A 21,376-nucleotide genomic window follows, 5' to 3' on the forward strand; every position below is an offset into this window, starting at 1 on the left:
CCTGTACGCAAAACCTGTAAAAACAAAGAACCGTTTTTGACCTCTTTTCTGGAAAGTAGGCTAAAAACGGTTCTTTGTTGGTTGCTGGCTGTTAAAATTCTACTTACATCTAACCTTGTACTCAATAGGGAAATACACTACAGAATCTTCACTATTGGCAAGGATGAACTTAATGCTTCCATCCATGGAGTTCGTTTGGATGCCGTCTTTTATAGGGTAACTGTTGTTGCAATTGGGCGCGGTAAACTCCAAGTGTCCTGTGAAGTCATTGGATTGGGGAATTTGCCGGTTGTCCACATAGAATTTGACATCCGAGTAGTTCCTTGTTTTTAGATTATCCCAATTCTTGATTTTAATCTCCGCTAAAAATCTGGTTTTCCCATCTACTACCTCCTTGGCAGGAATAACTTCAAATGCGAACTCTTCAGTCTGGCTCTCCTTTTTATTAGTGGAGCAAGAGAATAGTATAAGTAGTAATAAGGCATTTAACTGAGCTGTTTTCAAAGTCATACTGGTTGACAACTTATTAAGCATGTTGCATCTGTGTGAGTTTGAAATACAAGCCACCTTGCTGTACCAATGCCGCGTGGTTGCCGCGCTCTACAATACGGCCAGCTTGCAAGACAATGATCTCGTCTGCGTGCTGAATGGTGCTTAGACGGTGGGCAATGACCAGAGAGGTGCGGTTTTTCATGAGGTTGGTCAAGGCTTCCTGCACTAGTTTCTCAGACTCAGTGTCCAAGGCCGAGGTGGCTTCATCCATGATCAAGATGGGCGGGTTCTTTAAGATGGCGCGGGCAATGCTCAAGCGCTGGCGCTGACCACCCGAAAGTTTTCCGCCGCGATCTCCAATAATGGTCTGGTAACCGTCTGGAGATTGCATGATAAACTCATGGGCGTTGGCAATCTTGGCAGCGGCTATCACTTCGGCCTCAGTGGCGTCTGTCTTGTTAAAGGCGATGTTGTTGAAGATGGTGTCATTGAACAGGATAGACTCTTGTGTCACAATGCCCATCTGCTCTCTGATAGAATGCAGACTACAGTCGCGCAGGTCTACGCCGTCAATAGAGATGGTGCCTTCGGTGGGGTCATAAAAGCGCGGTAGCAAGTCAGCTAGCGTAGATTTTCCGCCGCCCGACGGACCTACCAAGGCAATGGTCTTTCCTTTCTCAATGGTCAAGTTGATGTCCTGCAAGATGGGCTCGGCACCGTATTTAAAGCCTACGTTTTTGAATTCTATGGACTGCGTGAAAGCCGGTAATGTCTTAGAATCTGACTTGTCTCTGATGAGCGGCTCAGTATCTATCAATTCCAACACGCGCTCCCCGGCCACCAATCCGCGCTGAATGTTGCTGAACGCATTAGACATGGCCTTCACCGGCGACAATACCTGTGAGAAGATGATGAGGTAGCCAATCAATTCAGAGGCCTCTAAGTCTGAGTTTCCGCCTAACACCAAAGAGCCGCCATAATATAAAATGCCTGCCACTACTGTGACTCCTAGAAATTCAGATACCGGCGAGGCCATGCCGCGTCTGTTAAAGATGGCCGTGGCTACGCGCGCGTACCAATTATTGCTCTGCTCAAATTTATGAATCACGTACGGCTGGGCATTGAATCCTTTGATGACCCGCATGCCGCCCAAGGTTTCGTCGATGATGCTCAAGATGGAGCCCAAGGCGTCTTGCCCGCTACTAGACTGCTTGCGTAGTTTCTTAGAAATCAAGGCGATGATGCCCCCCGAAATAGGCAAGACCAGCAAACTGAAAAACGTCATGCTAGGTGACAGGTAGAACAGCACCACAAAGTATCCAATGAGCAGAAACGGCTCCCTGAACAACACATTCAAGGTACTTACCACGGAATTCTCAACTTCCTGCACGTCATTGGTTAAAATGGACATGACGTGGCCTTTGCGCTGGTTAGAGAAGAAACCCAGTTGCAACTGCGTCAGTCGCTCATATACGGCCATGCGCAGGCGCTTAATCACTTTGGCCCGCACCACGCCTTCAATCCTAAGCCCCAGATACCTGAACACGTTGGCCAGAAAGACAGACCCGATCAAAATCAAGCAGATGAACTTCAAGGCTCCTAATTTGCCCTGCTCCTGAATGATACTCCCGAAGTTGTAGTAGAAGAATTGTTTGATGAACCCCAGTGTGAAGGAAAACTCAGGCTTGCGGGTCATTTGCGCGGCCTCAGCGGGCGTCACCTGGTCAAACAGCACCGACAAAAGCGGCATCAACAAGCTGAAGTTCATAATCCCGAACACCGTGGCCAGCAAAGTGGCAAGTGCGTACCAGGGAACATATTGATTAAAGGGCCTCGCAAAATTGAGGATGCGGAAATACGTTTTCATTGCCGCAAAGGTACGCTATAGCCTTGAAAGATAGCGCATACCCAAAACCTACCGTTTTTGGTGTATTTTGACCAAAACAGGCTGAAAACGATTGAGGTACTTTCTTGAAGTTATACTTATTAGAACAGGGTTTCGTCCCCCTTTGAAGGGGGTAGGGGGATGATTTACTCAGGCTGATGATATTCCCTTCTCTATTGTCTCCTATCTACTTCTCTTCTCCTCTTTGTCATCCTGAAAGGATCTTGTGGGCAAGCTGTAGTAGCGTTTACTAAAAGGGATTACGTGAGCTAAGCTATAAAAAGAAGTGCCCCGTTTCATTGCTAATGCCTGTCTAGTTTGCAACCAAGATCCTTTTAGGATGACAAAAAAAAGGGAGGTAGACCCAACGCTTATAACTCCAGACTCAGAACTCAACACTCGAGAGTCATCCCCCTACCCCTTTCAAAGCGGGACAAAACGCGTGAATATTGTAAATGATTTTTCATTTTTGGCCTGTTTCCTCCAAAACAGGCTAAAAACGAAAAGGCCTTCCATACTAGGTACAGAAGGCCTCGGCGTGAAAATTGAAAGCTAATTATTTAAAACTCATGTGTGCGTTGTGGAATATTCCATCTAAACGATATTGAGGAGAAAGAAGTTTTCTGATCATAGGCAGAATCTTCTGCATTGGCGCGTCTCACTACCTGCGTCACGTCCACAAACATGTTGTAGAGAATCTGGTAGGACAGGTTAAACTCGCCGTAAAACTGGTTGGTTTTTATGCCGCTGCCCACTTCAAAGCCGTAGTCTCCGGGACGCGTGTTGTAGGGTTTTAACACGTTGCCGCCGTAGTTGGGCTCTACTCTGTTGCCAAATTCATCTCTGGTAGTAGGCGGGTCTTGACCGTATTGCGTGGCAATGGCTTTGGCCACCATGGTCAATCTTGGAATGGGCTGGTACCGGATAATGCCAATAGCCTCTGCCAGGTTGGCGCCCATTGGGTGGGCCAATGGTTGTTGGTAATGTTGGTAGTTAGTGTAAGCCGCCTCGTGCTGATAAGTAAATGGGCGCACGTAGTTCAGCTCGCCCTGCAGATCCAAATTAGAAATCCCGAAGGCGTCAATGTACTTGGCGCCGCCTTGCAAGGCATATTTGTTGGCCCACCAGCCGTTACCCGCTTTGATTTCGCTTAGCAGGAACTCATCCAAGACCAATTGGCCGTATAGTTGCACGCGGTTGAGGATGTTCCATTTGGCGTCCATGCCCAGCAAGGCGTTGTCTGATGAACCTAGGCCTTGTTCTACGGCGCGGTAGAAGATGAGCGGGTTTAGGTACTGCAGCTCAAACCGGCCTTTGTCCCGCCCGAAGATGGTAGACTCAAACACGCCAATGTTTAGGTTGGGCAGCAGGTTTACGCTTAAATGGTGCAGGGTCATGTACTTTTTAGGGTACAGTTGATCAGAGCGCTCATGATCGGCGTTGAGTTCTGCGTAGAGGTTGGTGTACTGTAGTTTCCAGACCTGGGTCTGCAACTTAAGAAAGAAATAAGGTGCCGAGTAGTCAGACAGTATTAAGGAGCGATGCCCGTTCCCGATGAAGTTACGGTCATGGCCCAGCATGGCGGTGATGTGCTTGGTAGCGGCGTACCGGATGTAGCCACGGGCGGTGAAGAAGTCATAGCCATCGCCTTTAAAATCCTTCCAGTAGCCTTCATGCGGCACAATGGTGTCGCGCACAATGCGGTTGTTCACGTAGCCCGGAAACTTGACCTGATTATCCGTCAGGAAGGTGTAAAAGCCCAATTTTTCATCTAGCGCACCTTCTACCTGAATACCGCGGGTGTTCACGTAGCGCAGGCCATCCGTCTCATTGTCGGTACCGGCCTGTAAGCCAATTACTGGGTTTACTCTCAGTGTGAACTCAGGGCTCTCGTAGTGGTAGAAATCGGTTTTGTTCTCGAAGAAGTGGTTGAGAATGCTCCTGCGGCTGGCGTTGTCACGGTCGTAGCGCGTGTAGTTCCAGTTGTCGTTGAGCAGGTAGTTGACGTTGTACTCATCTGCCGGCGACTGCTGGTTCATGTCCTGGTCGGCGGTTTCGGCGAGCTTAGCCACGCGCATGCGGCCGTACGGTTTAAAAGACGTGTGCAGGCCCTCGGTGTTGTACTTGATGTGGTACCGATCAATGAGGCGGTAAACGTCAGGGTTCAAAGGCACCTCGGCGTCCTGCGCCCAAGCGGGGCTGGATACTGTGGCTGTTACCGCGAAAAGTAGGAGGAAGTATAAATATCTCATTTATTGAATATATGGACAGGCGAAGGTACTAAATTTTGTGCGTGTACTCTTAAACCGTCCCATAGGTTGTGTACTTGTAAGAGGCAATAGCAGGGATAGTCGTTTTTGGCCTCTTTTCCGGAAAACAGGCCAAAAACCGTATCTTGCTCCTGCATGATTCAACTGCTGTCACACCAAGAAATTGACGTTGCCCAATGGGAGGCCTGCCTAGCTTCCTGTCCGCAGCCCTTGGTGTACGCGCACGCTTGGTACCTGAACATGGTGACCAAAAATTCCTGGCAGGCGCTGGTAGAAATCAAAGATGGTAAGTATGTGTCTGTCTTGCCGGTGGCCATTAAAAAATGGATAGGGCAGAAGCAGGTGTACCAACCACTGTTCACGCAGCAACTAGGATTATTTACTACTGAAGAAAGTAGCCATACAACAGTTGTGGAATATCTGGAGGCGTTGGCGCAACACTTCCAACAACTGCAGTACCAACTGCCAGCCTCAGAAAGCTTTTCACTACCAAATCAAGCCAGTTGGCAGATGCGGCCTAGGCCTAACTATGAATTGCCTTTGGCCGCTCCTTATGAAGTTCTTTACAAGGGTTATTCTCAAAACCTGAAGAGAAGCCTGAAGAAAGCGGCGCAAGCTGGATTAGTACCTGTATTAGTGTCGTCACCAGAGGCCGTCATTCGCTTATTCACCCAGACCAAGGGCAAGGAATTGCCCAGTCTGCAATCTCGGCATTACGCCATCCTGCAGAAACTTACGGCAGAAACTCAAAAGCATGGAGTAGGCGAAGTCTGGGAAATACGAAAGTCGGGTGAATTGGTGACAGGGGCTATTATCTTAAGGGACGCTCACAGAATCACGTTTTTGTTTGGGGCTAGTTCTGCGCAGGGGAGAAAGCTGGGAGCGATGGGCTTTTTATTAAACTACTTAATTGAGCAGGCATCCAACCAACACATCATTTTTGATTTTGAGGGAAGTGAAGTGCCAGGGGTGGCTAATTTCTACGCGGGTTTTGGTGCAGAGCCAGTCTCTTACCTATCTTTAAGCTTCCAACGTTCAAACACAAGCCCGTCATGGACCAGAACCGTCTTCACATCCTTAGCCAAACGCCTTCCATAGCCAACCATTTCATCTCTGAGTTGCGGGACGTGACCATTCAGACGGACACCATGCGGTTTAGAAAGAATCTGGAGCGCCTAGCCGAGGTGATGGCTTACCGCATTTCTGAAACGTTGCAATTTGCGCCGCAGACCATTCAAACGCCTTTGGCGCAGACACAGCAAACCTTGTTGCAGGAGTTTCCGGTGCTGGCCACTGTCTTGCGCGCAGGCTTGCCGTTCCATCAGGGTTTTCTCAACTATTTTGACCGTTCTAACTGTGCGTTTGTGGCCGCATACCGGGTAGAGGGTGGTAGAGAGTTAACCGTGCACGTAGATTATCTGGCCGCGCCAGACTTGCAGGACCAAGTCTTAGTTCTAGTTGACCCGATGCTGGCCACCGGCAAATCTCTGGTGCAAACTTACAACGCTTTGTTGCGTTTCGGTACGCCTAAGCGCTTTATCATTGCCGCCGCCATTGCCAGCCCCGAAGGCGTAGAGTTCCTGCACCAAGAGCTACCCAACGTAGAAATCTGGGTAGGTGCCTTGGATGAGAAACTGGACGAACATTCTTACATAGTGCCGGGCCTAGGCGATGCCGGCGATTTGGCTTTTGGTGCTAAAAAGTAGAATAATCCAATACAGAAATATTTTAGTGGGTAATTTGCTAGTTTAGAAGGGTTTAATTTATATTTGAACGCTTTGAACTAGCAATGCACTTAATCTTCTCATGTGGTGTTCGTATACCTGAATGAGTTGTTTCTTTAGTACTACTGGGGGGTAGTTGATTTATGATTGCGGCATTTGTAAAATATATCTCTGTCTTCTTGTTGAGCTCCGTCAAATTCTTGGGCGGACCGGTGGCCGGGGTCACCATGGGCCTCTCTTTTGGAGCTACTCTTGCTTTGACCGTGGCCGGCATGATGACCAGCGTGTTTCTGTTCTCTGTGATTGGCAACGCCGTGCATAACCGCTACGTGGCCCGCCAGCGCCTCAAGAACAAGCCTATGTTCAGCAAAAAGAACCGCCGCATTGTCACCGTCTGGAAACGTACCGGCATGTGGGGCATCGCCTTTTTAACCCCCATCTTACTCAGCCCAATTGTAGGCACCGTCTTAGCTACCGTGCTAGGCGTCTCGCAAGGCCGAATCCTTTTTCACATGCTTTGGAGCGCCGTTTTCTGGGGATTCGCGATTACCCTCACCATGTTTGAGCTAAGCCATCTGCCGTTCCTGCAGTTTCTGCATAAGTAAATGGTAGGCCAAATTTTAAATAGCTAATGGCAATCAATAAAGATGAATTCTGGGATGAAAATTACTATAACCATCCTCCCTTGACACATGACATGATTTCTACTGCGGAGAAAATGTTGAATGTAAAGTTGCCCAATCTTCTAATTGAACTACTGAACATACAGAATGGCGGATACACTAAGGGATTTGCCTTTCCGATGATAGAAAAAACAACTTGGGCAGAGAATCATGTGCCATTATCAGAACTTTTTGGGATAGTGACAGATGAATCCATAGAAACGGCTCAAAATATTCTTTCTTCTCATTATATGACTGAAGAATGGGGTTTGCCTGAAAAGCAAGTTCTTTTAACAGGAGACGGACATTGGTGGATTACCCTTGACTATAGAAAAAGCAGTATTCCTTCTGTAAGGTGGATTGATGTGGAATGTGGGGAAGATATTCATGTAGCCCACTCATTTGAAGATTTTATGAATGGTCTGGTTTCTGAAGACGTATTTGAATAAGAATAAATAAGTAAATACTGTTTGCAAGATAATGGTTTATAAAAACGAAAAAGCCGCCTAGAGAAATCTAGGCGGCTTTTTCGTTTTTAGGCTGTTTTCACCAAAAGAGGCCAAAAACGATTGCTTCAACAATCAACAATTAACTATCGTCTCTTACTGCTTTTGCGCTTGCTGGCCCCACCTGACTTGGTTTTCTTCCAGCCGGCTTTCTTTTGGTCTCTCACTTTGGCGCCTTTGCCAATGTTCTCGCCGTGGGTGAAGGCTTTTTTCTCATGGAACGCGCCTTTAAAGTCTGGGTCGGCTTGGCGTTTGTGATGGTCTAGCTCGCGGTCAATTTCCTGTTTCTCCTCAAACGGCGTTTCATAGATGTGTACTTCCTCGGGCATAGACGCCATAGGAATCTGCATCTTAATCAGCTTCTCAATGCGCTGGATGTGGTGCATCTCGGCCTCATTGGCAAACGTGATAGACGCGCCTTTCTGCTCGGCTCTACCCGTACGCCCGATGCGGTGCACGTAGTCTTCATAGATAATAGGCACGTCAAAATTAATCACGTGGCTCACGTCATTGATGTCAATACCGCGGGCGGCCACGTCTGTGGCAACCAGGTAACGGACCTCGCCAGCTCTGAAGGTTTCAACAGCATTAATGCGCGTGTTCTGGCCTTTGTTGCCGTGCACTACGCGTACGCCGCCATCGCCTTTGCGGTCCAGGAAGGAGGTGATGTTGTCTGCGTTGGCTTTACTACGCGTGAAAATCATGACGCGGTTAAACGTTTCGCGGTCTTGGAACAGATGCTCCAGCAAAGCAATCTTGGTGCGTAGGTTGGGAACCTGGTACAAGACCTGCGTCACTGTTTCTACCGGCGTGGCCTGCGGGGTCACAGCCACTATCATCGGGAATTCAAGGAACTCCTCAGAGAGAATGTGCACGCGCTCATGCATGGTAGCCGAGAACAGCAGGTTCTGGCGCTTGCGCGGAATAATTTCCAGAATCTGGCGTATCTGCGGCATAAAGCCCATGTCCATCATCTTGTCGGCCTCGTCCAGTACCAGCGTCTTGAGTTCTTTGAGCACCAACTCGCCTTTGCGGTAGATGTCCATGAGTCGGCCTGGGGTGGCGACCAATAAATCTACCCCAGCCTGAATGCGCTCTATCTGTTGCTTTGGTCCTACGCCGCCGTAAATGCCCACCGTCCTGATGTCTGTGTACACGCTCAGGTTTTTGATGTGCTCTTCTATCTGGATGACCAGCTCGCGGGTAGGCGCTAGAATCAACGCACGTGGGTGTTTGCCCTGCGCGTATTTCACTTTCATGAGCAATGGCAACGTGTAGGCGGCGGTTTTACCGGTACCGGTTTGCGCAATGCCCATCACGTCATGACCTGCCAAGGCCAAGGGGATGGTCTGTACCTGCACCGGCGTAGGCTTGTTAAAACCCTGCTCGGCCACGGCGTTCAGTAATTGCTTGTTCAGCTTGAAATCCTCGAAGCTAGGCACTTCCTCCTCTTCCTCTTGCGCTGGGGTTTCCTCGGTTTCTTCTCCCTCCAGGGAAAGTCCTTCTGACGGCACATTCTCCTGCTGGGCGTTTATATTCTCGTCCTGCTCAGGGGCAGAATTCTTGTTCTCTTCTTCTATCATCAATGCAAAGGTACGGATTTGAATTTTGATGTCTCTGACTTAGTGAATGATGGACTGATTGGATGATTGAGAGAATGGCGAATGGAGTTTCTACCATACCACGTAGCGTCTAGAGGTCTTATAATTTATTATACTCCGTTTTTGGCCTGATTTCCAGAAAATAGGCTAAAAATGACTTTGACTACTCCTTTGTGAGAATTGCGTATATTTAATGGCTAATCAAGTTTCTAAATGGAGAAGGTTGTAAAAATAGGTACGCTACGGGAGCAAGCGTCTGACTTTCATTATTGGAAGGACAAATCTCCTTTGGAACGGCTTGCGGCCTTAGAGCAACTGAGGCAACAGTACATTCAATTCAGAAAAGATGCTCAGCCAAGACTTCAGCGAGTTTGTCGCGTTATTAAATCAGCATAAGGTTGAGTATCTGATTGTAGGCGGTTATGCAGTTACAGTGCACGGTTACCCAAGATATACTGGTGACTTGGATGTCTGGATTAACTCAGAAGAAGACACGGCTACCAAAGTGATGCAAGTGCTGGAGGAATTTGGCTTCGGGGCGTTAGGTCTACAGAAGCAAGATTTTTTAGAGCCTGAAGCCGTGGTGCAACTGGGGTATCCTCCTGTTAGAATAGACATTCTCACTTATATTGATGGCGTTACGTTTGCAGAATGCTATCCTCAGAAAGTAGTTCTGGACATTGAAGGACTGTCAGTTAATTTTATTAGCCTGCCAGATTTATTGAAAAACAAGAAAAGCTCCGGCAGGACCAGAGACTTGAATGATTTGGAAAATCTATCTGAATAAAAGAGGGCGTCTGCTATCTTAGCAACATGAACAGCATCCTCATCAAAAACGCCCGCCTGGTCAATGAAGGCCAAATCCAGGAAACAGATGTCTTCGTCAAAAACGGTCTTATCTCGCGCATTGGCCAAAACCTGAATGAGGTGGCAGATACGGTCATTGACGCCCGTGGACAATACCTCATGCCCGGTAGTATTGATGACCAGGTGCATTTCCGGGATCCGGGCCTTACGCACAAGGGTGATTTGTACTCAGAGCCTAGAGCGGCGGTGGCGGGCGGCGTGACTACGTTCATGGAGATGCCGAATACCGTGCCCAATGCCACCACGCAACAGCTGTTGCAGGACAAGTATGACACCGCGGCGCAGAAGTCCTTGGCCAACTACTCCTTCTTTATGGGCGGCACCAATGACAACCTGGAGGAAATCCTGAAAACCGATACGCGCTCTGTCTGCGGAATTAAGCTGTTCATGGGCTCTAGCACCGGCAACATGCTGGTAGACAATGTGCACACGCTAGAAGAGATTTTCAAGCAGAGCCCCATGCTCATTGCCACCCACTGCGAGGATGAGGCCACCATCAGAGCCAACACCCAGCGCTTTGTAGAGCAGTACGGCGAAGAAAACATTCCCATGAGTGCGCACCCTTTAATTAGAAGCGTGGAGGCCTGTTACAAATCCTCCAGCATGGCGGTGGAGCTGGCCAAAAAGCACAACACGCGTCTGCACATCCTGCACATCAGTACAGAAGAGGAGCTGGCCTTGTTCGCGAATGACGTGCCTCTGGAGCAGAAGCGCATCACCGCCGAGGTCTGCGTGCATCATCTCTGGTTTGACGCTAGCCAATATGACACGCTGGGTTCGCAGATTAAATGTAATCCCGCCATCAAAGAAGCCCGTCACAAACAGGCGCTGTTCCAAGGCTTGCTAGACAACAGACTAGACATCATTGCCACCGACCATGCCCCGCACACCTGGGAAGAGAAGCAGGCCGGTACCTATAAAGGAGCGCCCTCGGGATTGCCGTTGGTACAGCATTCCTTGCAAGTGATGCTGGCCTTTTACCAACAGGGCAAGATTTCTCTGGAGCGCATAGTGGAGAAAATGTGCCATGCCCCGGCCATCTGCTTCCAGGTAGAGAAACGCGGTTTCGTGCGCGAAGGCTACTGGGCCGACTTGATCTTGGTAGACTTAGAGCAGAACTTTACGGTAGCCAAAGACAATGTCCTGTACAAATGCGGTTGGTCTCCTTTAGAAGGCCAGACCCTGCCAGGCGTGGTGACGCATACCATTGTCTCTGGGCACCTGGCTTACAAGGATGGGGCTTTTGATGAGAGTAAAAAAGGGGAGCGGGTGTTGTTTAGTAGGTAGGCTGAATTAATAAATATGAGGAATTTACTTAGTATGGCACTCATAGGATTTGTTACTTCTTGCACAAGTGCCTCCAAACAGAATGATGAACTGAGTGAGTTCTACTTTCCCCATAAGGAAGGGATTAATAATGACGGAGGACATTTGACTTCTTTCTCAGAATCCCGCATGGTGGAAAATGGAGGCACCTATAGAATCAAGGTATTCTTGGCGAACCGTGACAAAGTATATGATGGGAAAGTCACAGAGCCTATTATCAAATATAAATTAAAGGATTTCACAACTTGGAGTGATGTACGTGAAAACGGCATCTCTGCCAAGGTTATAGATGATACCGCATATTTAAAATTCACCGTTAAGGATGATAAATTAAAAAAAGAGCAAATTAAGATTGAGACGTTATATTTTTCTATAATAATTCCTAGACCGAACGGTGATACTGTATTTTCTCATGCAAATGAATACGCTATTAAAGGAAAATAGCATCAGGCTGTAATTGAGTAATATCCGCTTGAGTCAGAGACTTTTGAAGGAGCTTGTAAAGGCGCTTATCACAACTTTTAGGAAAAATTTAAGTAAAATACTTGCGTTGAATAGCCAAAGGCGCTACTTTTGCTCTCCAATTACACGGTGGTCGTAGTTCAGCTGGTTAGAGCACCAGATTGTGATTCTGGAAGTCGTGGGTTCGAACCCCATCGATCACCCAAAAAGCCCCTGAGAAATCAGGGGCTTTTTTTGTTTTTGGCCTGTTTTCCAGAAATTAGCCTAAAAACGAAGCTTGGACAGTTGAAAGCACCTTGACGACAAACTGTATTAAAGGTAAGTTTGCGCTTTTCTAACTGTCCCACAAGATCCTTTCAGGATGACAGAAAGGAGAGGTTGTTGAGTAATTCGTGCTACGTGATACCTGCTACTTGATACAGGTTTCACATAAATAAAAAAATATGAGTCTATTGGTGATTGGATCCGTGGCGTTTGATGCCCTGGAAACCCCCTTCGGAAAGCGTGACAAAATCATTGGCGGTGCCGGAACGTTCATTTCTCTGTCGGCGGCTAACTTTGTGAAACCAGTGAACCTGGTGTCTGTGGTGGGTGGTGACTTCTTAAAGTCAGACATTGCCATGATGCAGGGCAAAGGCATCAACACAGACGGTCTGCAGATCAAAGAGAATGAGAAGTCGTTCTTCTGGTCGGGCCGTTACTTCAATGATATGAACAGCCGCGAGACACTGGCCACTGAGCTGAACGTGCTAGGCGATTTTGACCCGATCATCCCGGAGAGCTACCAAGACTGTAAGTACTTGATGCTGGGCAATCTGGCTCCGCAGGTACAGCGCCAGGTGATTGAGCGCCTGACCAACCGCCCTAAGCTGGTGGTGATGGACACCATGAACTTCTGGATGGACATTGCCTATGATGACTTGATCCAGACCATTGGTATGGTGGATGTGTTGAGCATCAATGATGAAGAAGCCCGCCAGTTGAGTAAAGAATATTCTCTGGTGAAAGCGGCCAAGAAGATCATGGCCATGGGACCAAAGTATTTGATCATCAAGAAAGGCGAGCACGGGGCCTTGCTGTTCCACCAGGATGAGATTTTCTACGCGCCAGCCTTGCCGTTAGAAGAAGTGTTTGACCCAACCGGCGCTGGTGACACGTTTGCCGGTGGTTTCATTGGCTATCTGGCTAGCACAGATGACATCAGCTTTGACAACATGAAGCGCGCCGTAATTCATGGTTCGGCTATGGCGTCTTTCTGCGTGGAGCAGTTTGGCACTGAGCGCCTGGTAGATTTGAAGGAAAAAGAGCTAGCAGAGCGCGTGGCGCAGTTTGCCAAGTTGGTGAACTTCTAAGAAGAGTAAGCACCGTTTTTGGTCTGTTTTCCAGAAAATAGCCTGAAAATGAGATGAAGGATAAAGAGAGAGGCCACTGATGATTTTTCGGTGGCCTCCCTCTTTATGTGAAAACCAGAAGCGTTGGTTTAGCTTAGATTCAAGATAAAAGTCCATCTTTGTTTTTAAGGATTTCGCCGGAGGGCAAAGCGTCTACAAACATGAAAACCAAAGGTCATGAGTAAGAAGAATGATGAGGCTTTTGCCATTGTGATGGGGGCCATTATCTTCCTGGCGCTAGAGGTGCTGGTATATTACGGGCTGGTGACCTGGCTGATTCCTACAGATCCAGAAGTGGAGGCGGCCGGCGGGGCCGTGGTACGCAACTGGAACAAGGTGATGTACTTTATTCTGGCCTATATGGGGATCTTGATTACTGTCTTGCTGGTGGCCAGTTCTATGGTGCCGCGTCCTTTCAGGCGCCATGTCATGTTCTGGTTCTATCTTTCTCTGCCCACCATGCTGGTGATGTTATTTGTAGCTTTCAACTAAGGCGAGGCATACTTTTCTGCTAACCCTGCGTATAGTAGGGTACATTTAACTAAAAGGAGGTTTTATGAGCAGCAATAAAAAGAACGATAGCAATATGCACGGCGAACATGACGCCATTGCCAAAGGGAAGGAAGATCAGTCCAACCAACATGACAGCAAGAAATTTGACCCAACCGGCAAAACGCAAAACGATCCGGTAGACAAAGGCTTGCAGGAAGATGACACCAAAGTGCAGAATCCTAACCGCAACCTGGCCAAAGGAGGCAACCCCAGCCGCGAAGACATTCCTAAGGGATATGGCAATGACGGTAACCGTCCGCGTAGCAACCCAAGTGACAACCAACAAGACAGAGGCAAATAAGCCGTACACTTGTTAAGCAATAGAAAAGGCCACCTGTTATGGGTGGCCTTTTCGTTTTTGGGCTGTTTTCCAGAAATCAGCCTAAAAACGGCATATGGACTGTTGGTAGTTGTCTAAAACTCTTGCTTCAGCCAGGCTTTGAAGTTTTCCTTTTGAGGCGGCGAGGCTTCTGGGTTGCGGGTCACTTTGTACTGGGGCAAATGAATTTCGCCGTCTGGTTGGAGGGTCACGGTCATCAGTTTCTTCTGCCTGAACAAGGTGAACTCTACTTTCTCTTCTTGGGCAAGTAAAGCCTGTAGGTTCAGATTCTCCAGTTTTCTGCTGTTCAAAGCGATAAGCTCATCGTCTACAGAGAAAACCTTGGCCGCAGGCGAGTCTGGCGCAACGTAGCCCACGGTGAGCGTTGGGGTAGGCGCCAATCTAAAGCCATAGCGGGATTCATGGAGCAAGGCCGAGGGCAATTTCTGCAATTGACAGCCCACATACTCTAGAGCGGGCGCCAGCCACTTCTCAAAAGGCACCGTCCCAAAGATCATCTCTTGAAAATAAGTCTGTAGCGACACTCCTGCCACCTGTTCAGCCAGGGTCTGGTAATCTTCTTCTGTATACCCAATGCCTTTCTGACCGAACTCTTCCCATAGGCGGCGCATGACCTGGTCCAAGGACTGGGCGTTGTTGGTGGCTTTGCTTATTTCTATGTCTAAGATCAGCGCGGCAATACAGCCTTTGTGGTAGATGCTCACCTTGCGGTCTGGGATGCCGGGCTTGTAGCCGTCCAGCCAGGTGTCAAAAGAAGAATCTGCCACAGAAAGGCTTTTTTCGCCTTGGTCGGCGGTGTGGCGTTTGATGACGGTACCTAGTTCTGCAAAGTATTGGTCGGGGGTAAATACACCGCTTCTGGCTAGCAGGTAGTCGCCGTAGTAGGTGGTGACGCCTTCGGCCACATAACCGGTCCTAAAGTAATTCTCCTGGGTGAAGTCATATGGCGACATCTCCTGGGGGCGGATTTGCTTGATGTTCCACGTGTGGAAGAGCTCGTGACAGCTCACGCCCAACAGCTCCTTGTACAGCGCCGGGCTCATCAAAGCCTCTGAAGGTCCCAGCGTGATGACCGTGGAGTTCAAGTGCTCTACGCCGTGGTAATGCTGATAGGGCAGAATGATGTTGATGAAATGGTAGTCCTGCACCGGGAACGTCTTGAACAAGGCCAACTGCTCCTGGGTGAACGCCTTGAAGTGCGGAAGAATCTGCTCCCAGTCTGGCGTGCAATCCCCATAAAACCAGACATGAAACGGAATGCCCTGCTCCTCATAGGTCTGGCGTTGCAAACTGGCGCTGGCAATGAACGGAGAATCTACCAGATGGTCAAAATCACGCGCCTCTAAGGTGTTTCCTCCTGAAACTGGCAAGCCGCAGGCAATCTGCCAGTCCGCGGGAATCTCCATCGCCAAAGAGCAGGGGAGATGCTCCTGGCCCTGCGCGGTGAGCAGGCAGTTGACCGGGTTTACATACAGGACTTGTTCATCTACCCAAGACCCACCGGCGTCCATCTGGCGGGCGTAGAAATTGTAGCGCACTTCTAGTTCATTATTTCCTTGGGTGTCTACCTGCCAGCGGTCTTTGTTTACTTTCTTAAACGGCAGGGCTTCTCCGGTCAGGGTCAGCACCTCAACCGCTTGTAGTTTTTGCGCGAAGTTCTGGAGTTCGTACCGGCCGGGTCGCCAGGTGGGCAGTTGCAGGAAGAGGGTAGGCTCTGTAATCTGAGTGATATGGGTGCTGACTTGTATGTAAGAGCTCAGCGGGTTTCGGCTGGAAAGGCGGTACTGTATCATATAGCGTGCTAACGAACTTCTTGAATGGATAACGGCCGGAAGTTGCAAGATTTTAGGATGAGAGGCAATAAACATCCAGCAACGTTTAGCATAGCGCAGGTTTAGGCCATACTTTTAAACTAAGCCTGCCCAGGGCCGTTAAATCAAGTATATGGGCTTTAAGTTTTTGATTGTCTGTTGTTTCAGGGAAAAGATATGGATGAAATAGAAGAACAAGAAGCCGCCCTTAAAAAGCAAAAGAAGAAGGCCAAGGAAAAAAGAAAGGAAGAAGAGAAGGCTCAAGAGAAGCAGGCGGCACTCATTGCAAAGGAACGGATTAGCGGTCTTACCAACATGTACCGCACCGCGGCTAGAAATCACGTGTCCTACATAGCCATAGGGGACCGGCGCGCCAACATTTTGATAGGTATCTGCACGCTGGCCATCTCAGTGATGTTTACGGTGTACTTGCGCAAGTTTGAAGAAATCAGCATTTACCTCATCCCTACCATCATCTTAATTTGTACCTGTACCGGCACCATGGTTTTGGCCATCATCTCTACCAGGCCAGACCATACGCGCGGGTATTATACTTTAGACGAGGTAGCCGATAAAGAAGTAAACCTGCTCCATTTTGAGAACTTCCATAAGATGTCCATCCGGGAATATGAGATGGCCATGGACAAACTCCTGGAGAACGGAACCCGCTCCCGGCACGCTCTCATGCGCGATTTACACGGTCTGGGGGTTTCTGTGGCCCGCAAGTACCATTACCTCCGGCTAAGCTACAATGTCTTGATGGTAGGATTTGTGCTTACGGTGCTGGCGTTTTTTGTGGTCATTTTCATTCATAGGTAGACTGTTTCTTCTTGGTTGCGCATACTGCTCTTACAGCCCAATTCTCTTGTATTACTGAAGTTTGTGACAAGGCAAACTAGGTCTTGTGCTGTCGTTTTTGGCCTGTTTTCTGGGAATGACGCTAAAAACAGGATTTGCTTTTACCAGTGCATAGGCCTTTCTTTGTTGGGTAGTACGTCGTTTTTGGCTTGTTTTAGAAGAATTAGGCCAAAAACGGTTTGACGCTGAGCCCTATATGGAAGCATAGCTTTTAGCTGAGACGGGTAACGTGCAAATAATCAAATTAAAATATGGGAGCAGGGTTGATTTATCAGATTTGATTTCTTAATTTTGCAACCCTTAATATAATGTTTAGTGTAAGATGAAAAGAACATTCCAACCTTCGCAACGCAAAAGAAGAAATAAGCATGGTTTCCGCTCAAGAATGGAAACTGCCAATGGTAGAAGAGTATTAGCTAGCAGAAGAGCTAAAGGCCGTCACAAACTGACCGTTTCTGACGAAAGAAGACACAAAGCCTAATTTTTCTGAGTAGCTCGCTGCAAGGCGCCTCGCGAATGGGTACCTTCACTGAACATTCTGCAGAAGAGCAACCGATTTCTTATAGATTTCAGAGAGAAGAACGTTTACGGAGCAAAAAGCTGATAGACCAGCTGTTCCGTGAAGGTTCTTCTTTCAATTCTTACCCTTTGCGGTTTGTGGTCCTCAGGTTGCCGCAGCCCAGCCCAGGCTCCTCGGTGCAGGTCTTAGTCTCTGTGTCTAAGCGCCATTTCAAGAAAGCGGTGGACCGAAACCGGCTCAAACGCCAAATACGCGAGGCTTACCGTCTCCAAAAACATGCCATTACTGCGTCCATTTCCCCGGACACTACCCTGCTTATCGCCTTTTTATTTACAGGGAAGGAAAAATCTTCTTTCAATACCATCTGTAAAAAACTAAATTCAGGGCTGGAGCGTTTGATTTTAGAATAGCTTCTCATTTTTCCCTATTCCACCTGTGTAATATGCTGAAGAAATCTTTCGCTGGCCTTCTTGTAGCCGGTGCGGCATGGGGCCTTTTCTCTTTTACCAACTCAGACACCTCTGAGCGGTACTTTGACATAGCCAAGAACCTGGACATTTTTGCTACGCTCTTCAAGGAGGTGAACACCTACTATGTAGATGACGTGCCGCCTACCAAGCTGGTGCGCGTGGGGATTGATGCGATGCTCAAGTCCCTGGACCCTTACACCAACTTCATTCCTGAAGATGATATAGAAGATTTCAGGACCATGACTACCGGGCAGTACGGCGGTATTGGGGCTTTGGTAGGCAAACGCGAAGGGCGCACCATCATCTCTCTTCCACATGAAGGCTCTCCCGCTCAAAAGGCCGGTCTGCTCATTGGCGATGAGATTTTAAAGATTGATGGCGTTGACCTGTCCAAGAAGAATGACAATGAAGTAAGCAAGCTCTTGAAAGGGCAGGCCGGTACGCCTGTTAAGCTAGAGATTAAGCGCTTTGGCGTGGACAAACCCATGCTGGTGGACGTGACCCGCGCCAACATACAAATCAACAATGTGCCGTATTATGGCATGATTAATTCTGAAGTAGGCTATCTGCAACTGTCAGGATTTACCGTTGATGCTGGGGTAGAGGTGCGCAAAGCTGTTACTAAACTAAAAGAGCAAGGCGCTAAGAAGATTATCCTGGACTTGCGTGACAACCCGGGCGGTCTGCTGAACGAGGCAGTGAACATCTCTAACCTCTTCTTGCCGCGCGGGAAAGACATTGTGAGCACCAAAGGAAAAGTGACCGAGTACAACAAAATGTACAAAGCCCTGGACGAGCCTTTGGATGTGCAGATGCCGTTGGTGGTCTTGGCTAGTTCTAACAGTGCCTCGGCGGCAGAGATTGTGGCCGGTGCTTTGCAGGATTATGACCGTGCCGTGTTGGTAGGGGAGCGTACGTATGGCAAAGGCCTGGTGCAAATGACACGTCCATTGTCTTACAACTCCCAGTTGAAAGTGACTACGGCTAAGTATTACATCCCAAGCGGTCGTTGTATACAGGCCATTGACTATGCGCACAGGAATGCAGACGGCACGTTAAATAAAACGCCAGATTCTTTGCGCGCGGCTTTTAAGACTGCCAATGGCAGAACGGTATATGACGGTGGTGGTATCTCTCCAGACATTGAGGTAAAGGACAAGCCTCTGCCAGATATTATAAGAGTACTCATTACCAAGAGCTACTTGTTTGATTATGCCAACCGGTTCAAGGCGGCTAATCCATCTATAGCCTCAGCCAAAGACTTTAGATTGTCTGATGCCGAGTATCAGAAGTTTGTCTCTTACCTAAACGGCAAAGACATCTCTTATTCTACAGACGTGGAGAAAGCCTTAGACAACATGATCAAGAAGTCCAAGGAAGACAAGCACTATGAAGACGTGCGCACAGACATTGAGCAGATCAGAAAGAAAGTGGCTACCAACAAGAGTAATGACTTGGTGCGTTTCAAGCCTGAGATTACAGAGATGTTAGAGCAAGAGATTGCGGCACGTTATTACCTGCAGAAGGGGATAGTGGAATCTACCTTTGATGATGACCAGGATATCTTGGCCGCGCTGGATGTTTTGAACAACCCCACCAAGTACCAAAGCTTGTTGACCGCTTCGGCTAAAAAGTAAAACCACTCTATTATATATAGTGTAGTAAAGTAAACTAAGAAGGGCGATGCATGCATCGCCCTTCTTAGTTTCAAAACCTGTAGCTTTGCAATAGAAAGTGCTCAATGCATATAATATAGAATGGCCTACATCCTTTCCTTAGAAACCTCTTCATCGGTCTGCTCGGTGGCTCTGCACCAAGACCAGCAACTGCTGACCTATGCAGAACTTAGATTAGAGAAATCGCATTCGTCGCACATTACGGTCATGGTCAACCAGGTGCTGGAGTATGCAAGCGTTTCATTAAAAGAAGTTGATGCCGTAGCAGTTTCGGGTGGCCCGGGCTCTTATACCGGTCTACGGATAGGTTCAGGAACAGCCAAAGGCCTTTGCTATTCTCTAGACATTCCATTGATAGCCGTTGATACGCTTATGTCCATGGCGCAACAAGTGATAGGGACTACTCCTAACAAAGAGGGGTTTCTCTATTGCCCCATGCTAGATGCCCGTCGGTCTGAGGTGTATACCTGTATAGTGACGCATGATTTAAATACTGCTCTGCCAGTGGAGCCTTTAATATTAGAGTCCAGCAGTTTTGCCCCGTACTTAGAAACTCAACCGGTGGTGTTCTTTGGGAACGGGGTCACCAAGGCCAAAGAATTGTTGGCCCCGCATGAGAACGCATTTTATCTGGAGAATGTTAAACCTTCAGCAAAAGCCATAGGAGAACTGGCTTTCGCAAAATTACAAGCACAGCAGTTTGAAGATGTGGCCTATTATGAGCCCTTCTATTTAAAAGAAGTATATATCACCAAGCCTTCAATCAAATAAGAACATGGAAGAGTTTGTTAACCGAGTAGCCAACAGCGGACTTGTTACTATTAACCTGGAGGAGTTACTGCATCCAGGTGAAAGAGTGGTCTATGATATAAAGGATAATCTATTCCATGGCTTGATGCTGCGCGAGAAGGATTTCAGGGCTTTTGTGAAAGAGCATGACTGGTCTCAATACGCTGGAAAGAATGTAGCCATCATTTGTTCAACAGACGCCATTGTTCCTACTTGGGCTTATATGCTGTTAGCAAGCAAGCTTCAGCCGTTTGTGAATAGATATGTGTTTGGAGATTTAGATGCCTTGGAGCAAGCCTTATTCCAAGATGCCATTGCCTCTATAGATATTGAGCAGTACCAAGACGCCAAATTGGTCATTAAAGGATGTGGTCATATTCCTGTTCCTACTTATGCCTACGTAGAGATTATGCAGAAACTGCTTCCGGTGGCAAGTAGTATCATGTATGGAGAACCATGCTCAACAGTGCCTATTTACAAGAAGCCAAAGGAAAGAACCGAGGCTTAATAAATCACTTTGAAATCTTTCCCGCTCCGTGCCAGGCGGTTATGCGGCGCGCCCCGTTTTCTTCCGCCTTCCCGCTTGGAAACCCGGCCCGTCTGGCTACCTTTGCACTCCCAACAACAAGGGGGCTCCGCCGAAAGGGCGGAGGGAAAAGCCAAAAAAAAACCTCGCGCCGGGTGTTGCAAGCTTAGGAAAGTTTCCTACCTTTGCACTCCCTTCCAAGAAGGGCCTCCGCCGGAAGGGCGGATGGGGGAGAGGAAAAAAAAACCCGCACGGTGCTTGGAAAGTAAAACGAGTTTCCTACCTTTGCACTCCCTTCTGAAAAGGAGGTCTTCGCCGAAAGGGCGGAGGGAAAAAAAGAGAGAAAAAATCGCACTGGTGCTTGGAAGTTGAGAGCTTCTTCTTACCTTTGCAACCCGGTCTGGAAACAGGCCCTCCGGATCTGGAACGCAGGTTCGGAAGAAAAAAAAGACAGAAAAATTTTGGTCGTCTGAAAGGTCTTCGCTACCTTTGCAACACGCAAAAGTAACTGGCCATTAGACACATACAGCAGAAAGACACGAAACGAAAAGCTTGTTTCGCAGTCACGGGGGAAAGCCCCGTGGGAAGTTCTTTGAGTAGATGGGATAAGATAGGAAGAGCACACCGGCAGCGATGCCGGGGTGAGAA

At 48.2% G+C, this 21,376-nt stretch carries 21 protein-coding genes and 1 tRNA gene; 17 read left to right on the forward strand and 5 right to left on the reverse strand.

Features of this window, described 5'->3' with window-relative positions:
* Window positions 1-99: 99 nt before the first annotated feature.
* The 3 genes from ABD880_RS15410 to ABD880_RS15420 all read right to left on the reverse strand — a co-directional run bounded on the left by ABD880_RS15410 (window position 100) and on the right by ABD880_RS15420 (window position 4,629).
* The gene (locus ABD880_RS15410) at window positions 100-504 is read right to left on the reverse strand and encodes a hypothetical protein (protein WP_345167989.1); all 405 of its coding nucleotides are present in this window, start codon (window positions 502-504) and stop codon (window positions 100-102) included.
* A gap of 22 nt (window positions 505-526) precedes the next feature.
* Window positions 527-2,359, reverse strand: coding sequence for an ABC transporter ATP-binding protein (locus ABD880_RS15415; RefSeq protein WP_345167991.1), 1,833 nt, complete (start codon window positions 2,357-2,359; stop codon window positions 527-529).
* 578 nt (window positions 2,360-2,937) lie between these two features.
* Window positions 2,938-4,629 carry a hypothetical protein gene (locus tag ABD880_RS15420; RefSeq protein WP_345167994.1) on the reverse strand — a complete coding sequence of 564 codons (1,692 nt, stop codon included), beginning with the start codon at window positions 4,627-4,629 and terminating at the stop codon, window positions 2,938-2,940.
* A 153-nt stretch (window positions 4,630-4,782) separates the two neighbouring features.
* On the opposite strand from ABD880_RS15420, the gene ABD880_RS15425 reads away from it, so the two are divergent.
* From ABD880_RS15425 to ABD880_RS15440, 4 genes are all read left to right on the forward strand, one after another.
* A complete protein-coding gene (locus tag ABD880_RS15425; RefSeq protein ID WP_345167996.1) occupies window positions 4,783-5,745 on the forward strand; it encodes a GNAT family N-acetyltransferase in 963 nt (320 codons plus the stop codon).
* Window positions 5,700-6,353 carry a uracil phosphoribosyltransferase gene (upp, locus tag ABD880_RS15430; RefSeq protein ID WP_345167999.1) on the forward strand — a complete coding sequence of 218 codons (654 nt, stop codon included), beginning with the start codon at window positions 5,700-5,702 and terminating at the stop codon, window positions 6,351-6,353. Before ABD880_RS15425 ends, upp begins: the two co-directional genes overlap by 46 nt.
* Window positions 6,354-6,514: 161 nt before the next feature.
* Window positions 6,515-6,976 (forward strand): hypothetical protein, encoded by a 462-nt coding sequence (locus ABD880_RS15435; protein WP_345168002.1) that lies wholly within the window; start codon window positions 6,515-6,517, stop codon window positions 6,974-6,976.
* Window positions 6,977-7,002: 26 nt separating this feature from the next.
* Window positions 7,003-7,482, forward strand: a complete 480-nt coding sequence (locus ABD880_RS15440) for an SMI1/KNR4 family protein (protein WP_345168004.1) — start codon at window positions 7,003-7,005, stop codon at window positions 7,480-7,482.
* Window positions 7,483-7,625: 143 nt separating this feature from the next.
* Here the strand turns inward: ABD880_RS15440 and ABD880_RS15445 are convergent, their stop codons facing one another.
* Window positions 7,626-9,122, reverse strand: coding sequence for a DEAD/DEAH box helicase (locus ABD880_RS15445; RefSeq protein WP_345168007.1), 1,497 nt, complete (start codon window positions 9,120-9,122; stop codon window positions 7,626-7,628).
* Between the two features lie 364 nt (window positions 9,123-9,486).
* Between ABD880_RS15445 and ABD880_RS15450 the strand changes: the two genes are divergently transcribed.
* The 7 genes from ABD880_RS15450 (at window position 9,487) to ABD880_RS15480 (ending at window position 14,039) form a co-directional block, all read left to right on the forward strand.
* Window positions 9,487-9,927: a nucleotidyltransferase gene (locus ABD880_RS15450; RefSeq protein WP_345168010.1), complete on the forward strand. Its 441-nt coding sequence runs from the start codon at window positions 9,487-9,489 to the stop codon at window positions 9,925-9,927.
* A gap of 26 nt (window positions 9,928-9,953) precedes the next feature.
* Complete coding sequence (locus tag ABD880_RS15455; protein WP_345168012.1) at window positions 9,954-11,294, forward strand: dihydroorotase; 1,341 nt, start codon at window positions 9,954-9,956, stop codon at window positions 11,292-11,294.
* 33 nt (window positions 11,295-11,327) lie between these two features.
* On the forward strand, window positions 11,328-11,777 hold the full coding sequence (locus ABD880_RS15460) for a hypothetical protein (protein WP_345168015.1): 450 nt from the start codon (window positions 11,328-11,330) through the stop codon (window positions 11,775-11,777).
* Between the two features lie 147 nt (window positions 11,778-11,924).
* Window positions 11,925-11,998 (forward strand) — tRNA-His (locus tag ABD880_RS15465).
* 240 nt (window positions 11,999-12,238) lie between these two features.
* Window positions 12,239-13,147: a PfkB family carbohydrate kinase gene (locus tag ABD880_RS15470; protein WP_345168017.1), complete on the forward strand. Its 909-nt coding sequence runs from the start codon at window positions 12,239-12,241 to the stop codon at window positions 13,145-13,147.
* Window positions 13,148-13,363: 216 nt separating this feature from the next.
* Window positions 13,364-13,678, forward strand: a complete 315-nt coding sequence (locus ABD880_RS15475) for a hypothetical protein (RefSeq protein ID WP_345168019.1) — start codon at window positions 13,364-13,366, stop codon at window positions 13,676-13,678.
* A 64-nt stretch (window positions 13,679-13,742) separates the two neighbouring features.
* Window positions 13,743-14,039 carry a hypothetical protein gene (locus ABD880_RS15480; RefSeq protein ID WP_345168022.1) on the forward strand — a complete coding sequence of 99 codons (297 nt, stop codon included), beginning with the start codon at window positions 13,743-13,745 and terminating at the stop codon, window positions 14,037-14,039.
* A gap of 113 nt (window positions 14,040-14,152) precedes the next feature.
* Here ABD880_RS15480 and ABD880_RS15485 read toward each other — a convergent pair whose 3' ends face one another.
* A complete protein-coding gene (locus ABD880_RS15485; RefSeq protein WP_345168024.1) occupies window positions 14,153-15,871 on the reverse strand; it encodes a M61 family metallopeptidase in 1,719 nt (572 codons plus the stop codon).
* 195 nt (window positions 15,872-16,066) lie between these two features.
* On the opposite strand from ABD880_RS15485, the gene ABD880_RS15490 reads away from it, so the two are divergent.
* The 6 genes from ABD880_RS15490 to ABD880_RS15515 all read left to right on the forward strand — a co-directional run bounded on the left by ABD880_RS15490 (window position 16,067) and on the right by ABD880_RS15515 (window position 20,710).
* Window positions 16,067-16,708: a Pycsar system effector family protein gene (locus ABD880_RS15490; protein ID WP_345168027.1), complete on the forward strand. Its 642-nt coding sequence runs from the start codon at window positions 16,067-16,069 to the stop codon at window positions 16,706-16,708.
* 361 nt (window positions 16,709-17,069) lie between these two features.
* Window positions 17,070-17,228 (forward strand): 50S ribosomal protein L34, encoded by a 159-nt coding sequence (gene rpmH / locus ABD880_RS15495; RefSeq protein ID WP_071885432.1) that lies wholly within the window; start codon window positions 17,070-17,072, stop codon window positions 17,226-17,228.
* Between the two features lie 35 nt (window positions 17,229-17,263).
* Window positions 17,264-17,677 (forward strand): ribonuclease P protein component, encoded by a 414-nt coding sequence (gene rnpA / locus ABD880_RS15500; protein ID WP_345168037.1) that lies wholly within the window; start codon window positions 17,264-17,266, stop codon window positions 17,675-17,677.
* Window positions 17,678-17,709: 32 nt separating this feature from the next.
* The gene (locus ABD880_RS15505; RefSeq protein WP_345168040.1) at window positions 17,710-19,374 is read left to right on the forward strand and encodes a S41 family peptidase; all 1,665 of its coding nucleotides are present in this window, start codon (window positions 17,710-17,712) and stop codon (window positions 19,372-19,374) included.
* A gap of 120 nt (window positions 19,375-19,494) precedes the next feature.
* The gene (gene tsaB, locus ABD880_RS15510; protein ID WP_345168042.1) at window positions 19,495-20,184 is read left to right on the forward strand and encodes a tRNA (adenosine(37)-N6)-threonylcarbamoyltransferase complex dimerization subunit type 1 TsaB; all 690 of its coding nucleotides are present in this window, start codon (window positions 19,495-19,497) and stop codon (window positions 20,182-20,184) included.
* A 4-nt stretch (window positions 20,185-20,188) separates the two neighbouring features.
* Window positions 20,189-20,710, forward strand: a complete 522-nt coding sequence (locus tag ABD880_RS15515) for a DUF2480 family protein (RefSeq protein ID WP_345168045.1) — start codon at window positions 20,189-20,191, stop codon at window positions 20,708-20,710.
* Window positions 20,711-21,376 lie beyond the last annotated feature (666 nt).

This window comes from Nibribacter koreensis (assembly GCF_039541795.1).
In the GTDB taxonomy this organism is placed as follows: domain Bacteria; phylum Bacteroidota; class Bacteroidia; order Cytophagales; family Hymenobacteraceae; genus Nibribacter; species Nibribacter koreensis.